At 38.7% G+C, this 16,506-nt stretch carries 11 protein-coding genes; 2 read left to right on the forward strand and 9 right to left on the reverse strand.

Annotated features, from left to right (window positions below):
- Positions 1–25: 25 nt before the first annotated feature.
- The 9 genes from MHH73_RS21045 to MHH73_RS21085 form a co-directional block, all read right to left on the reverse strand.
- Complete coding sequence (locus MHH73_RS21045; protein ID WP_341069253.1) at positions 26–1,627, reverse strand: CTP synthase; 1,602 nt, start codon at positions 1,625–1,627, stop codon at positions 26–28.
- A 284-nt stretch (positions 1,628–1,911) separates the two neighbouring features.
- A complete protein-coding gene (rpoE, locus tag MHH73_RS21050; RefSeq protein WP_191816272.1) occupies positions 1,912–2,448 on the reverse strand; it encodes a DNA-directed RNA polymerase subunit delta in 537 nt (178 codons plus the stop codon).
- A gap of 636 nt (positions 2,449–3,084) precedes the next feature.
- Positions 3,085–6,348, reverse strand: coding sequence for a fused isobutyryl-CoA mutase/GTPase IcmF (gene icmF / locus MHH73_RS21055; RefSeq protein ID WP_341069256.1), 3,264 nt, complete (start codon positions 6,346–6,348; stop codon positions 3,085–3,087).
- Positions 6,349–6,458: 110 nt separating this feature from the next.
- Entirely contained in the window at positions 6,459–7,088 is a 630-nt protein-coding gene (locus tag MHH73_RS21060) for a TetR/AcrR family transcriptional regulator (protein ID WP_191816276.1), read from the reverse strand.
- A gap of 151 nt (positions 7,089–7,239) precedes the next feature.
- Complete coding sequence (locus MHH73_RS21065; RefSeq protein ID WP_341069261.1) at positions 7,240–8,379, reverse strand: acyl-CoA dehydrogenase; 1,140 nt, start codon at positions 8,377–8,379, stop codon at positions 7,240–7,242.
- Positions 8,380–8,402: 23 nt separating this feature from the next.
- Positions 8,403–9,533 carry an acyl-CoA dehydrogenase gene (locus tag MHH73_RS21070; protein WP_341069264.1) on the reverse strand — a complete coding sequence of 377 codons (1,131 nt, stop codon included), beginning with the start codon at positions 9,531–9,533 and terminating at the stop codon, positions 8,403–8,405.
- Positions 9,534–9,630: 97 nt separating this feature from the next.
- The gene (locus MHH73_RS21075) at positions 9,631–10,482 is read right to left on the reverse strand and encodes a 3-hydroxybutyryl-CoA dehydrogenase (protein WP_341069267.1); all 852 of its coding nucleotides are present in this window, start codon (positions 10,480–10,482) and stop codon (positions 9,631–9,633) included.
- 21 nt (positions 10,483–10,503) lie between these two features.
- Positions 10,504–11,691, reverse strand: a complete 1,188-nt coding sequence (locus MHH73_RS21080) for an acetyl-CoA C-acetyltransferase (protein ID WP_191816284.1) — start codon at positions 11,689–11,691, stop codon at positions 10,504–10,506.
- A 243-nt stretch (positions 11,692–11,934) separates the two neighbouring features.
- Entirely contained in the window at positions 11,935–14,043 is a 2,109-nt protein-coding gene (locus MHH73_RS21085) for a heterodisulfide reductase-related iron-sulfur binding cluster (protein WP_191816286.1), read from the reverse strand.
- Between the two features lie 241 nt (positions 14,044–14,284).
- Between MHH73_RS21085 and cls the strand changes: the two genes are divergently transcribed.
- Together cls and uvsE are read left to right on the forward strand one after the other, a co-directional pair.
- Positions 14,285–15,502: a cardiolipin synthase gene (cls, locus tag MHH73_RS21090; protein ID WP_341069273.1), complete on the forward strand. Its 1,218-nt coding sequence runs from the start codon at positions 14,285–14,287 to the stop codon at positions 15,500–15,502.
- Between the two features lie 17 nt (positions 15,503–15,519).
- Positions 15,520–16,476, forward strand: coding sequence for a UV DNA damage repair endonuclease UvsE (gene uvsE, locus MHH73_RS21095; RefSeq protein ID WP_341069866.1), 957 nt, complete (start codon positions 15,520–15,522; stop codon positions 16,474–16,476).
- The last annotated feature ends 30 nt before the right edge of the window (positions 16,477–16,506 follow it).

Raw genomic sequence — 16,506 nt, forward strand, 5'->3', positions numbered from 1 at the left:
CCGAAAATCTCCTCCTAACAATGGTTTATTCATTAATATTGATTGTAGCACCAACAAAGTCACGGAAAAGTGGTTGTGGACGTGTTGGTCTAGATGTGAATTCTGGATGGAATTGAGATGCCACGAACCATGGGTGATCTTTCAATTCAATGATTTCTACTAGTCGACCATCTGGGCTTGTACCAGAGAAAACAAGACCCTTTTCTTCCATTTCTTGACGGTAGTGATTATTAAATTCATAACGGTGACGATGACGTTCGTAAACGACTTCATCTTGGTATGCTTCATAAGCAGTTGTACCTTCTTCTAGTTTACATGCTTGTAAGCCTAAACGTAGTGTACCACCTAAATCTTCAACATCTTTTTGTTCAGGTAAAAGGTCAATGATTGGGTGGTTCGTTTCAGGGTTGATCTCTGCTGAGTGCGCACCATCTAATCCTAGAACGTTACGAGCAAATTCAACAGTAGCCAGTTGCATACCTAGGCAAATACCTAAAAATGGCTTATTGTTTTCACGAGCATATTGGGTTGCTAAAATTTTTCCTTCAATCCCACGATCTCCAAAGCCACCTGGTACAAGAACACCGTCAACATCTGCTAAGAGTTCAGCAACATTTTCTTTCGTGACATGCTCTGCATTAATCCATTTTACATCGATATCCGCATCATGTGCATAACCTGCATGTTTTAATGCTTCAACAACAGAAATATAAGCATCTTGAAGAGCAACGTATTTACCTACTAGAGCAATTTTTGTTTTCTTCGTTAAGTGAAGCACTTTATCTACAAGTTGTTTCCACTCAGTCATATCTGCTTCTGCACAATCTAATTTCATTTCTTGGCATACACGTTTGTCTAAGCCTTGTTCTTGTAAAGCTAATGGAATCGTGTAAAGTGTCTCAGCGTCTCTACATTCAATAACTGCTTCTTTATCAATATCACAGAATAGTGCAAGCTTGTCTTTCATTTCTTGAGAGATAGGCATTTCTGTACGGACAACGACAACATTTGGTTGAATACCTAAGCTTCTTAATTCTTTTACACTATGTTGTGTCGGCTTTGTTTTCATTTCTCCAGCCGCTTTAATATATGGCACCAATGTACAATGAATATACATAACATTGTCTCGGCCGATATCACTCTTAATTTGGCGAATCGCTTCTAGGAATGGTAATGATTCGATATCACCAACAGTCCCGCCGATTTCAGTAATAACGACATCTGCATTCGTTTCATGTCCCGCGCGGAAAACTTTATCTTTAATTTCATTTGTAACATGAGGGATTACTTGAACTGTACCTCCATTATAATCTCCACGACGCTCTTTACGTAGAACAGTTGAGTAAATTTTCCCAGTTGTTACACTGCTGTATTTAGTTAAGTTTATGTCTACGAAACGCTCATAGTGACCTAAGTCTAAATCCGTTTCTGCGCCATCTCCCGTTACATAAACTTCACCGTGTTGATAAGGACTCATTGTACCTGGGTCCACATTGATATATGGGTCAAACTTTTGTATCGTTACGCTAAGTCCTCTATTTTTTAACAATCGTCCTAAAGATGCTGCAACGATTCCTTTACCTAATGACGAAACAACGCCGCCTGTAACAAAAATATATTTTGTCATGAATGATTCCCCCTTAACTATTCATAGCTTGTGCATTTATCCTTTGTTTAAAAAGATGAATCTTATCTTTCGTAAAAAAATTGTCCCATGCACGACCTTTTATTTGAAAAACTTGGTAGAAGCAAGTACATGCTCAACTATCAAGCCTTACTCAAAAAAATAAAAAGCGCCCCGCTTACTTTAATTAAGTAAGGGAGCGCTTTTAGCGTATCAATTTATGATCGTTCCTTTTTAAAGGAGCCCAAAAATGATTCTACAAGGCTACAGGAAAAAAGTCAAGGCTATTATTTTCTGTCGTCATCTTCTTCCTCTTCATCTAAATCATCATCTTCTAAATCATCAATTAGATCATCGTCTTCGTCAAAATCTTCTTCGATATCTTCATCGTCATCATCATCATCAAGAAGATCATCCACATCATCGTCTTCATCTAGATCATCATAATCCTCTAAGTCATCGTAATCGATGTCTTCTTCTTCAAAATCTTCCTCTTCATCATCTATTACAGCTTTTTTCGCCTTTTTCTTCTTCGGCTTAATAACTGTAACAACTTCCTCTTCATACTGTTCTACAGGGTACCATGCACGCAGTCCCCAACGATTGTCACCAAGACCAATAAAATGTCCTTCGATATTTAAATCTGTATAGAACTGGGCAATCTTCTCTTGGAATTCTTTTTCACTAAGATCCAAAAGGTTTTTTAATTCACTCACAATGTCAGCAAACGCCATCGGCTCTTTTCTTTCATTTAGTAATTCTTGAGCCACTTCGATTAATGCCATTTCTTTTAATTGCTCTTTTGAGTATCCTTTTAAACTCAAGACCAGCACTTCCTTTCCCTATATCAAGCTATGTATTAGCATCATGTAATCAAATATTTCGTGCCTAATAGTATAACGCTAAAAATAAAAAAGACAACCTAAACATACTCGTCCAATCTCTAGGTTACAAGCAGCGGTGCCTTCTTAAAAGAAAAAAACGCATATTCTTCATTATAAACAAATTACTAGTGTTTATGCTACCTTTAACGATAAGTTTTCCTACTTTTTACATTGACCTTCGAGTTGTCTCTCCTTTTGATACAATCTTATCGCTAAAAAAGTAAAAAAGACAGACAACAAAAAGAAGGGGATGGCCCCTAGTTGTATTGAATAAAGATATCGTGCACATATGATAAACACTATGAATGCAAAAACAATCATAATTTGCTTCACACTCGCACCCACCTTAAAAAACAAAATCCATACCGATACTATTATATGATGATGGTTAGCAATTGTATATCTTATTTACTCAAGAAATTTTGTTTGATTGCACGACCACTTTACTCCATTGTACCCAATTTTATCAATCCGGAAAAGTCAACGAATAAAAAAGCCTTTCTAAAGACGGTTAAAAACCCGAACGCACCTTGTAAAATTGTAGATGGTCCGGGTTATTATTCAGTTATGGCTACTCTACATATTCCGCCTGTATTGTCCGCCCACTTCATATAATGCATTTGTTATCTGTCCTAAACTTGCTACGTTAACTGTTTCCATTAGTTCGGCAAAAATATTGCCACCGCTTACTGCAACCTTTTTTAACCGTTGCAGTGCTTCTGTAGCAACTGCTTGATTTCTTTCTTGGAACTGTTGCAGATTACGTATTTGTGTTTCTTTTTCTTCTTTAGATGCCCTGGCAATTTCCATACTATCAACGGCATCATCTGCTGGTGGATTCGGATTGATATACGTATTGACACCAATAATCGGTAGCTCTCCGGTATGTTTTCTCATTTCATAATACATTGATTCATCTTGAATTTTACCGCGCTGATATTGAGTCTCCATCGCACCTAGTACGCCACCGCGATCATTCATTCGCTCAAATTCAACCAATACTTGCTCTTCGACTATATCCGTTAATTCATCAATAATGAAAGCACCTTGTAAAGGATTTTCATTTTTAGACAAACCATGTTCTTTTGTAATAATCATTTGAATCGCCATCGCTCGTCTAACTGATTCTTCTGTCGGTGTTGTGATCGCTTCATCATATGCATTGGTATGAAGAGAATTACAATTATCTTGGAGTGCCATTAATGCTTGCAGCGTTGTACGAATATCATTAAAATCTATTTCTTGTGCATGTAAAGAACGACCAGATGTTTGAATATGGTATTTTAATTTTTGACTTCTTTCATTTGCACCATATTTATCCCGCATTACTGTCGCCCATATACGTCGTGCAACACGACCGAGAACCGTATATTCTGGGTCTAAACCGTTCGAAAAGAAAAATGACAGGTTTGGGGCAAAGTCATTGATATTCATCCCTCTACTTAAATAATATTCTACATAAGTAAAACCATTGGCTAAAGTAAATGCCAATTGGGAGATAGGGTTTGCTCCCGCCTCGGCAATATGATAGCCAGAGATGGAAACAGAATAATAATTTCGGACTTTTTGATCTATAAAATATTGTTGAATATCTCCCATCATTCTTAAGGCAAACTCAGTGGAGAATATACAAGTATTCTGGCCTTGGTCTTCTTTTAAAATATCAGCCTGAACAGTTCCACGTACGGTTTGTAAAGTGAAAGCTTTTACTTCTTCAAACTCTTCAACTGTGAGCCCTCTACCTAGTTCTTTTTCTTTCTTTTCAACTTGCTGAGAAATGGCTGTGTTCATAAACATCGCTAGGATGATAGGTGCCGGACCATTTATTGTCATAGAAACAGAAGTGGTTGGATGACAAAGATCAAAACCTGCATAAAGCTTCTTCATATCATCAAGCGTGCAAATACTTACGCCACTCTCTCCTACTTTTCCATATATATCTGGGCGATAATCAGGATCTTCTCCGTATAAAGTAACGGAATCAAAAGCCGTACTTAATCGTTTCGCATCGTCATCTTTTGATAAGTAATGAAAACGACGGTTCGTTCTTTCCGGTGTACCTTCACCTGCAAATTGTCTCTTCGGGTCTTCTCCTTCTCGTTTAAAAGGGAAGACACCAGCTGTATAAGGGAAGGAACCTGGTACATTTTCTTTATAAACCCACTTAATAATTTCTCCGTAATCTTTATAACTCGGTAGAGCCACTTTCGGGATATCTAAGCCAGATAAGCTTTTCGTTCGCAAGATTGTAACGATTTCTTTATCCCTTATTTTTGTGACAAACTTATCGCCTTTGTATTGCTCTTTTAACTGTTCCCAACCATCTAATATTTTCTTAGATTCCTTCGTTAATTGTTCATATGTCTTATCTTTTAACATTTGCAGGGCATCAAGCGCACTTGTATCTTTTTCTTGAGATAACATGGTCATTGCACCCTCTAATTGAAAAAGCTTTCTCGCTAAATCCGCTTGCTCTTCGGCTTTTTTATGATAGGTGCGTACCGTATCAGAAACTTCCCTTAAATAGTAACGTTGATCGTTTGGAATGATGACATTTTGTTTTTCTACATCAGCCGTTTTCTCGTAAGTGGTGATCCAATCTAGACCCGCTTGCTTATTGATGATTTCAATGAGATTAGCAAAAACGGCATTCGTGCCCGGGTCATTAAATTGACTAGCAATCGTACCGTATACAGGCATGTCATCAAGTTCTTTTTCAAATAACATGTGACTGCGCTGATATTGCTTTTGTACTTGTCTTTTCGCATCCTCCGACCCTTTACGTTCAAATTTATTGATCACAATTAGATTCGCATAATCAATCATATCAATCTTTTCTAACTGTGAAGGAGCGCCAAATTCACTAGTCATCACATACATAGAGACATCACAAATATCCGTGATACCTGCATCCCCTTGACCGATACCACTTGTTTCGACAATGACTAAATCAAAACCAGCAGCTTTTACTACTGAAATCGCATCCTTAATAGCCAGTGATAATTCACTTCTCGCTTTTCTTGTTGCGAGGCTTCTCATATAGACTCTCGGATGGAAAATCGCATTCATTCTTATCCGATCACCGAGTAATGCCCCACCTGTTTTTTGTTTGGTCGGATCAACAGAAAGAATAGCCACTTTCTTATCCGGGATATCATGGATAAACCTTCTAATTAGTTCATCCGTTAATGAACTTTTACCCGCTCCCCCTGTTCCAGTGATACCGACGACCGGAACTTGTTTCTCTAGTTTCTTTACTTTATCCATTACAGGGTCCAGTGTTACTGCAAGTTCTTTCTCTAAACTAATGTGATGTTCAGCGATTGTAATTAATCTTGCTATCGCATTCACATTTCCTTCTTGAAGCTTCTTAACTAAGTGATCATCTTGTTGGGTAAACGTAGGAAAATCACACTCTTCTAGCATCTGATTGATCATCCCTTGCAAGCCATTCTTTCTGCCGTCTTCCGGTGAAAAAATTCTCGCTATGCCATATTCGTGCAACTCTCTGATTTCACGTGGGATAATAACGCCTCCGCCACCACCATAGATCCGAATATGAGGGGCTCCCTTTTCTTGTAAGAGGTCATACATATACTTGAAATATTCAACATGGCCTCCTTGATAGGATGACATCGCAATCCCTTGGACATCCTCTTGTATGGCAGCATTCACAACCTCTTCAACTGACCGATTATGGCCAAGATGAATGACCTCTGCCCCGCTCGCTTGAATAATACGCCTCATGATATTAATAGATGCATCATGACCATCAAACAAACTTGAAGCGGTTACAAATCGGACATGATTCTTTGGTTTATAAACCTCTATCGTACTCATGGATAAATCCTCCTCTTCATACAGCATTAACCTTCGCTGTTCTTTCTTTAGATGAAGGTGATCTTAGTTGAGAAAATATTTTATTTTCAGTTATCTTTATGCGTGACCTATCATCGTTTCTCTGCATGTATTGCTTGAAAAAGCAAATCTGTTTGTAGCTCAATATATTCCTCTATCGTAAACATTCTTTGTAATGACCAACGTCTAAACGCCCACATTTGTCCTTGGACAAAAATATTATGAGCGATCATTTTAACCTTTGTCGCAGGTAATGAAAGCTCTCCATTTTCTATGCAAAGATCTATTACTTTCTCAAACATTGCCACCATTTCAATTTCCTTTTCTAAGACATAAGGTAGCGCGTCTTTCGATAAAGACTTTACTTCCTGATACATCACTAGCACTTCATCCTGCATGCCATCAACGACTCGGAAATAGTCTGCTATCCCTTGTCTCAGGCTATCAATCGTTCCTTTTTTTGTGTCTAGTCCCTTTTGTAGATGCTCTCGAACCTTATCATAAATACTGTCACAGACAAGGTATAGTACGTCTTCTTTTGTACCGATATATTCATATAATGTACCAATACTAAATCCAGAAGCTTTCGCAATCTCTCTTGTTGTCGTTCGGTGGAACCCTTTTTCAATGAATAGGTTTACCGCGCCTTTGATCATTTGATCTCTTCTTTTTTTTACAAGCTTTTCATCTTTGACAGAGGCCTGCACTTCTCTTTTTGACATTATTATCTACCGTCCTTTTATACCCTCCATCCATGTTGATGACTGTATACACCTCTCTTTACTTAATGGATCTAAGAGAAGAATCATTTAAAGCGGGGCAGCGATCTGAATACGTGTCAAAAACATCATCACAGCCCCATTGCTTGATCTGTTATTTCGTAATCATTCTTGAAATGACTAATCTTTGAATTTCTTGAGTACCCTCATAAATTTGAGTGATCTTTGCGTCTCTCATATAACGCTCGACAGGATAATCCTTTGTATAACCATAACCCCCAAATACTTGCACAGCTTCCGTTGTCACCTTCATCGCTGCATCGCCAGCAAATAGTTTAGACATAGCTGATTCTTTTCCATAAGGTAATCCAGCAGATTCCAACCATGCTGCTTGATAGGTTAATAGTCTAGCTGCTTCTACACTTGTTGCCATATCTGCTAACTTAAAACCAATTCCTTGCTGTGTCGCAATCGGTTTGCCGAATTGGACACGCTCTTTCGCATAAGCAGTTGCCGCATCTAACGCACCTTGAGCAATTCCGACAGCTTGGGCAGCAATACCATTACGACCCCCATCTAATGTCATCATAGCAATTTTAAAGCCCTCACCGACTTCACCGAGCACATTTTCAACTGGTACTTTGCACTCTTCGAAAATGATTTCAGTTGTAGGAGAAGAACGAATACCTAACTTTTTCTCTTTTTTGCCGACAGAGAATCCTTCATAATTAGACTCGACAATAAAGGCCGTTGTTCCTTTATGTTTATTTGAAGGGTCAGTTAAAGCAAATACAACATAGATTTCTGCTTCTCCACCATTTGTGATGAAAATTTTTGAGCCATTAAGAATGTAATGGTTGCCCTCTAATCTCGCAGTTGTTTTCATACCACCAGCATCAGATCCACTACCTGGTTCCGTTAGACCATAAGCACCTATTTTTTCACCTTGTGCCATCGGCTTTAAATATTTTTGTTTTTGTTCCTCTGAACCAAATTTATAAATAGGCCACCCTGCTAGAGAAGTATGTGCTGAGATAGTCACTCCAGTAGATGCACAGACGCGTGACAGTTCTTCCACCGCTATACAGTATGCTAAGTAGTCACTCCCAATACCACCGTATTCCTCTGGCCAAGGAATGCCTGTTAATCCAAGTTCGGCCATTTTATTAAAAATATTGCGGTCAAAGCGTTCCTCTTCATCACGACTAGCAGCAGTCGGCGCCACTTCGTTTTCAGCAAAATCTCTTACCATTTTTCTAATCATTTCATGTTCTTCACTTAATTGAAAATTCATGATTATTCCTCCAAGATAAGTTGTTAAAGTTGTTTACTGATTACTAGCTTTTGAATTTCACTTGTTCCTTCGTAGATTTCCGTTATCTTTGCATCACGGAAATACCTTTCTACAGGATAATCTTCTGTATAACCATATCCACCAAATACTTGAATCGCATCCGTTGTGACTTCAACCGCTGTTTTAGAAGCGAATAATTTAGCCATTGAAGCTTCTTTTCCACATTTTTGACCGTTTTGCCTCATATAAGCAGCACGATAGATTAGTAGTCTTGCACCTTCAACTGCCGTTGCCATATCTGCTAACTTAAAGCCAATACCTTGCTGAGTTGCAATCGGCTTACCGAATTGGACTCTTTCCTTAGCATAACGAGTGGCTGCCTCAAGGGACGCTTCTGAAATTCCCAGGGCTTGGGCGGCAATGCCAATTCTCCCCACATCTAAATTTGACATGGCAATCTTAAAGCCTTCACCTTCTTCACCTAAAAGGTTTTCCGCAGGTACCGCCATATCTTCAAAGCTAAGCTGTAAAGTTCTCGAACCATGAAGTCCCATTTTATGTTCATCTTTCCCGATGACGAGACCAGGTGTATCTTTGTCAACAATAAAAGCTGATATTCCTTTTGTCCCTAAAGCTGGATCTGTGGAAGCAAAGACAATATAGACATCCGCTTCTCCTCCGTTTGTAATAAATACTTTAGAGCCGTTGATGATGTATTGATCACCTTTTTTCACCGCTTTTGACTTTAAGCTTCCTGCATCAGAACCCGCGCTTGGTTCAGTTAAACAAAATGCACCCAAATATTCTCCACTAGCTAACTTAGGAACATACTTTTGTTTTTGTGTTTCTGTACCGAAATAAACAATTGGATTCGTACCTACAGATGTATGGACAGATAAAATCACGCCAACTGTTGCACTTACTTTAGAGATTTCATTAATCGCAATAATATAGGACATAAAATCCATCCCAGAGCCGCCGTATTTTTCTGGAATGGGAATCCCCATTAATCCAAGTTCCCCCATTTTCCTCAAGACTTCCCGCGGAAACTCGCCAGCTTCCATCCTTTCCACAAATGGAGCTATCTCGGCTTGAGCAAAATCCCTCACCATTTTTCTCATCATTTCTTGCTCTTCAGTAAACTTTAAATGCATAATAATTAACCCCCGATGTCGTCAATTGTAAGTGTCTAAGCAAGGTTCAAAACGAATTTTCCATACACTTCCACTAATTATTTAACTTACTAAACCATTAAGCGTATTCGTAAAACCCTTTACCCGTTTTCTTACCTAGCCATCCAGCCTTTACATACTTTCTAAGTAAAGGACATGGGCGATATTTATCATCACCGAAGCCTTCGTGTAAAATTTCCATAATATAGAGACAAGTATCTAAACCGATAAAATCTGCTAAGGTCAACGGTCCCATTGGATGGTTCATACCGAGCTTCATGACATCATCAATTGCTTCTTTCGTTGCAACCCCTTCATATAACGTATAGACTGCCTCGTTAATCATCGGCATGAGAATGCGGTTAGAAACAAACCCTGGAAAGTCTTCTACTTCCACTGGCACCTTGTTTAATTGTTTTGTCATGTCCTCAATTGCTTGATACACTTCGTCTGTTGTGGCTAAACCACGGATAATTTCGACTAGTTTCATGACAGGTACAGGGTTCATAAAATGCATACCAATCACTTTCTCGGGACGTTTAGTCGCTGCGGCAATTTCCGTAATTGGTAAAGAGGATGTATTGGATGCTAATATCGTATGTGCTGGCGTGATTTCATCTAGTTGGTTAAATATCTTTGTCTTCACTTCCATATTTTCAACAGCTGCTTCTATCACTAAATCAACCTGTTTCGCATCTTCTAATGACGTTGAAGGGATGAAATTAGCAAGGACATTCTCCATTTCTTCTGCTTGCATTCTCCCTTTATCAACTTGTCTAGTTAAATTCTTTTTAATCACACTTAGCCCACGGTCTAAAAATTCCTGCTTTAAATCATTTAAATAAACAGTGAATCCCGCTTGCGCACAAACTTGCGCGATTCCGGAACCCATTTGTCCTGCACCGATCACCATTACTGTATTGATACTCATTTATTTACTCCCTCCAGGAAATTATTGTTTTGCCACTTCTATCATTACTGCGTCACCTTGACCCCCACCTGAACAAATCGCAGCTATACCAATACCGCCACCTCTACGCTGTAATTCATGCATGAGTGTTAAAATAATCCTTGCACCACTTGCACCAATCGGGTGACCGAGGGCAACCGCACCGCCATTCACATTTACCTTCTCTTCATCTAATTTGGCAATTCTGCCACTCGTTAAGGCGACTGCGGCAAAGGCTTCATTTATTTCAAATAAATCAATATCATCCAAGTTTTTACCTGTCTTTTTTAATAACTCATTAATGACTAAGCCAGGCGTTTGCGGGAAGTCCTTTGCTTCTACTGCAATGGCTGTATGGCCGAGAATAACAGCCCCTATCTCTTTTCCTTCACGCTCTGCCTTTTCTGCGCTCATTAGTACAAGGGCAGCTGCACCGTCATTTACACCAGGGGCATTTCCTGCAGTAATACTTCCACCTGGACCAAACGCAGATCCAAGTTTAGCTAATTTTTCTAAAGAAGTATCTTTTCTAGGCGCTTCATCTTCAGAAACGACAATGCTATCACCTTTTCTTTGCGGGATTTCTACAGGTACAATTTCTTCAGCCAATTTGCCTGATTTAATCGCTTCTGTTGCACGTTGGTGACTCCTCAATGCCCATCTATCCTGTTCTTCTCTACTAATATCGAAGGCTTCAGCTGTTTCATTCCCGTAAGTGCCCATATGCACACCAGAGAAGCTACAAGTTAAACCGTCATATGTCATTAAATCCTGTACTTTGCCATCGCCCATTCTTAATCCCCATCTAGCTTTTGGCAGAAGATAAGGAGCATTACTCATCGACTCCATCCCACCGGCAACAATGATTTCTTCTTCACCTAGTCGCAAAATTTGATCTGCTAAGGTCACACTTCTCATTCCTGATGCACAAACCTTATTGATTGTCTCCGTTTTCACTTCCCAAGGTAAATCAGCTTTTCGCGCTGCTTGTCTTGACGGGAGTTGTCCTTGCCCTCCTTGTAAAACTGAGCCTAAGATCACTTCGCCCACATCTTCCCCTGCAACATTCGCTCGTTTTAGCGCTTCTTTTACAACGATGCCACCTAGATCTGAAGCAGTGAGAGAACTAAGTCCACCAGCAAACTTACCAAAAGGGGTTCTTGCCCCTGCAATAATGACTGTTTTACTCAAAATTTTTCACTCCATTCCTATTTATCTCTTATTCACGTAATTTTCTTTCAACTCAAACGATATTGACTGAACGCTCGCTCAAAGACTGTCCATAGAAAAAAGAAGAATTTCTAAGAATATCATGAAAGCGCTTTATTTACTTTATTTTACACGAAAAGAGAGAAGAATTAAAACAATATCCTAAAAATTCATAAAATTTATTTTTACTGAATTTTTATACGTTCTAATTCCTCTCTCCTTATTTTATGAAGCGAGTGTTTGTTCACCGATAACGGCTTTTTCTAACAGCTCAGCTACATCATATGTTTGTACATTTTCTTCTACTTCTTTTGCTTTTGTTCCATCTGATAACATTGTTAAGCAATATGGGCACCCTGAACTAATTACTGTTGGATTGACTGCTAATGCTTGTTCTGTACGTGAAACATTCACACGGTTGCCTGTTTCTTCTTCCATCCACATTAATCCACCGCCAGCGCCGCAGCACATTCCCTTTTCTCGGTTTCTTTCCATCTCAATCAGTTTCACACCTGAAATCGATTTTAAAATTTCACGAGGCGGATCATATACTTCGTTATAGCGTCCTAGATAGCAGGAATCATGGAAAGTAATCGTTTCTTCTACGGCATATTGTGGTTTTAACACACCGTCCTTCACCAATTTCGCTAATACTTCCGTATGGTGGTAAACCTCGGCCTTAAGCCCAAAGTCTGGATATTCATTTTTAAAGATATTATAAGCATGTGGATCGATTGTTACGATTTTCTTCACTTCATTTTTCTCAAACTCTTCGATATTCTTTGTTGCTAACTCTTGGAATAAAAACTCATTCCCTAGACGTCTTGGTGTATCACCAGAGTTCTTTTCTTTATTGCCAAGGATGGCGAATTTAACTCCTGCCTCATTCAAAAGACGAGCAAAGGAAAGGGCAATTTTCTGACTACGGTTATCATAAGAACCCATTGCTCCTACCCAGAACAGATACTCATAAGATTCATCTGCTTTTTTCATTTCTTTCACTGTAGGCACATGTACATCTTCACGAAGGCTTCTCCAATCTTCGCGCTCTTTCCTGTTTAGCCCCCATGGATTTCCTTGACGTTCAATATTCGTCATCGCACGTTGTGCATCGGCATCCATTTTACCTTCTGTTAGAACAAGATATCGGCGTAAGTCAATGATTTTATCTACATGTTCGTTCATAACTGGGCATTGGTCTTCACAATTACGGCAAGTTGTACATGCCCAAATTTCTTCTTCTGTAATGACTTCTCCAATCAAACTCGGACTATAAGCGAGGCTCGCTGCCGCCTCTTCAGCACCTTCTGCCCCAGCCGCTAAAGCAATTTGATTCCCCTTCGTATTAGAAAAGGCAAATGTCGGTACCCATGGTTGTTTTCTAGTCACAGCAGCCCCATGGAATGTTAAATGATCACGCAACTTAATGATGAGATCCATCGGAGACAACATTTTACCTGTTCCTGTTGCCGGACACATATTTGTACAACGACCACACTCCACACAAGCATAAAAGTCGATCATTTGTAATTGCGAAAACTCCTCAATATGTCCAACACCAAATGTCTCTTGTGATTCATCTTCAAAATCGATTGGCTTTAACTTTCCTGGGTTATCTAATCTATTGAAATATACGTTTACTGGTCCAGCAATCAAATGAGCATGCTTCGATTGTGGAATATAGACTAGGAAAGCGAGTAGGAATAATAAGTGAATCCACCAAGAAACATAAAAGACGACTATAGAAGCTGTTTCACCAATCCATGATAAGGCGATGGCGAAAAGCGAAGCGACCGGCTCGGTCCATACAGGATCATGCCCATGCCAAATCATCGACATGCCATTTCCTAATAAAACAGATAACATCAAGCCGCCAATAAAAATTAAGACAATCCCTGATTTAAAGCCTCTTTTTAGACGTACGAGCTTTTCAACATATCTTCTGTGAAATGCCCAGATGACGGCAACCAAAATCATTAAAGTAACGATTTCTTGGAAAAAAGTGAATCCTGGATACAACGGACCTAATGGAAGATGTGATCCAGGCGAAATGCCTTTGATAATAAAATCGATTGCACCAAACTGGACTAAAATAAAGCCATAGAAGAACATGACGTGGATGGCGCCACTTTTTTTATCCTTTAAAAGCTTCTTTTGTCCAAATACATTGACCCAAATTTTGTTCATACGCTCTTTGACATTGTTGTCAAATGCTGTCTTCTTTCCAAGCTTAATGTACTCATATCTGGTCTTGAGTAAATAAGCAAACAAACTAAGTGCGTAAGCGATTACAAGAATGGTCGCAATAAGATTAACCCATAATAATGCATTCACGTTTGCTCTACTCCTTTCTCATCTAATCCATGTGTATAGGAAGATTATTCAATGTAAAGAGAAAATTTTATCGTATTAAAATTTTCTGAATTTAAATCATAGTTCCATTATATAATGAATGAGCATTCAGTCAACTATTTTTTATTTATTTTATCCTTTTTTCTTCAGGCAATAAAAGCGATAATAGAATAGGTCTCTATGGAGATACTATTTAAACATACTGTTTTGGGAGATGATCAACTTGACAATCCTTCTTTCTGTTGCGGTCATCGTGCTGATTGCTATCGTATTTATTTTTCTTCTTTGGGTCGATTATGCCCTTGGTCGAAAAAAACATTTAAAAACAGTCAACCGAATGAATCCCTCCCCCGCTTTCGCTGACTTTGTCCTTTTTGCGGACGGACCTTCATTATTTGATGATTATTTTACGGAATTAAAAAAAGCAAAACATCATATCCATATTCTCTTTTATATTGTTAAAGACGAAGGAATAGGACAGGACTTTTTAACTATCTTAAAACAAAAAGCGAATGAAGGTGTCGAGGTGCGCCTCCTATTAGATTGGGTTGGTAGTTTACCGATTATTCTGAATTTTAAACTCAAAAAAGAGTTACGTTCTCATGGCATTCAACTATCCTTTGCCCATACACCTACGTTTCCCTTTCTATTTTACAACGTACAAGCAAGAAATCATAGGAAAATTTCTGTAATTGATGGAAAAGTAGGATATTTAGGTGGATTTAATGTAGGCCCTGAGTATATAAACCTTGACCGTAAACTGACACCATGGCGCGATTATCATTTAAAAATAACTGGAGAAGGTACACATACTTTACAAAATGTTTTCCTACAAGATTGGGCAGATGCTAGCAATCAATTAGTAAGTAAAACTGCAAAGTATTTCCCAGAAGATATGGCAAAAGGCAATGTACAACATCAGTTTAAAGTGACTGATGGCGCATTTTTAAAAGAGGAATATGTCACACTGATTGAAAATGCTGAACAATACATTGAAATTGGTACACCCTATTTTATCCCCGATGTAGAAGTAATGCAGCATTTATTATCTGCCTTAATAAGAGGAGTAAAAGTAACAATTATGATCCCGTATACGAGTGACCACTTTCTTGTCAAAGAAGCGTCCCATCGTTACTTACGTCCATTACTTAAGGCTGGAGCAGAAGTGTATGAGTATAAAAAAGGTTTTTATCATGCAAAAGCAATGATCGTCGATGAAGTTGCTGTCGTCGGAACAGCTAATTTTGATAAAAGAAGCTTTTTTCTTAATGATGAAATAAATTTTTATAGCGAGGAGCCTCATTTTCATAAAGAAGTACGTGAGGTATTTCATAAGGACTTAGGGAATGCAAAAAAGCTGCAATATCAAGATATTTCCGGTTTCAACCTGATGAGGCAAGGAAAAGAATTATTAGCACGCTGTGTAGATCTCTTTTTATAAGGAGCCAATAACTATTGATTTCAATACGTTTCGGGTATGTATCTCATGCGATTACACTTTGGGATGCCTCCCCTGCAAAAACACTTACTTACGCTCGCTATCAACAATTAAAGGCAAATGAAAGATTAGATAAGCTTAAAGAAATTACTGCCCTTAATCTTGCTCACACAAAACGAATGGTTCATTATAATATTGCTCATGAAATCCCATTATATCGCTTATCAAGTTCCATCGTGCCACTTGCTACTCATCCTGACGTGAAATGGGACTTCCAATCGCCCTTTAAGGATGAATGGTATGAATTAGGTAAACTGATGAAAGACCATCATTTACGCGTAAGCTTCCACCCTAATCAGTTTACTTTATTCACTTCTCCTAGGCAGGAAGTCACCGAAAATGCCGTTATTGACATGCAATATCATTATGACATGCTTGAAGCGATGGGTTTAAGTGAAACTGCTATTATCAATATACATATAGGCGGTGCTTATGGTGATAAGATAACCTCATTAAAACGTTTCGAGAAAAATCTTAAAACTTTGCCTGCACATATTAAAGCGAGAATGACGTTAGAAAACGATGATAAAACCTATAATGCCGAGGAAACACTAGCTGTATGTGAAGAAGAAAAGGTGCCAATGATTTTTGATTATCATCACCATATGGCAAATCTCGTGGACAGTCCTTTAATAGAATTATTACCACGCGTGTTTCAAACATGGAGCCCTATGGGTATGCGACCTAAAATCCATCTATCTTCGCCTAAATCAGATAAAGCCTATCGATCCCATGCTGACTATGTGGATTTCCAGTTTGTAAAACCATTGCTAACGATCATTCGCGAAGTAGGTCAAGATGTTGATTTAATGATTGAAGCGAAGGCAAAAAACTTAGCATGTTTACAACTTGTTGAAGATGTAGCTTCTATTCGCGGCGTGAAGCGTGTAAGTGGTGGAACGGTTGAATGGAAATAGTGGACGAGAAACTGTTTGCTGTTTTTCAAG

The sequence above is a fragment of the Cytobacillus sp. FSL K6-0265 genome, from assembly GCF_038003465.1.
GTDB classification, from domain to species: Bacteria; Bacillota; Bacilli; order Bacillales; family Cytobacillaceae; genus Cytobacillus; species Cytobacillus stercorigallinarum.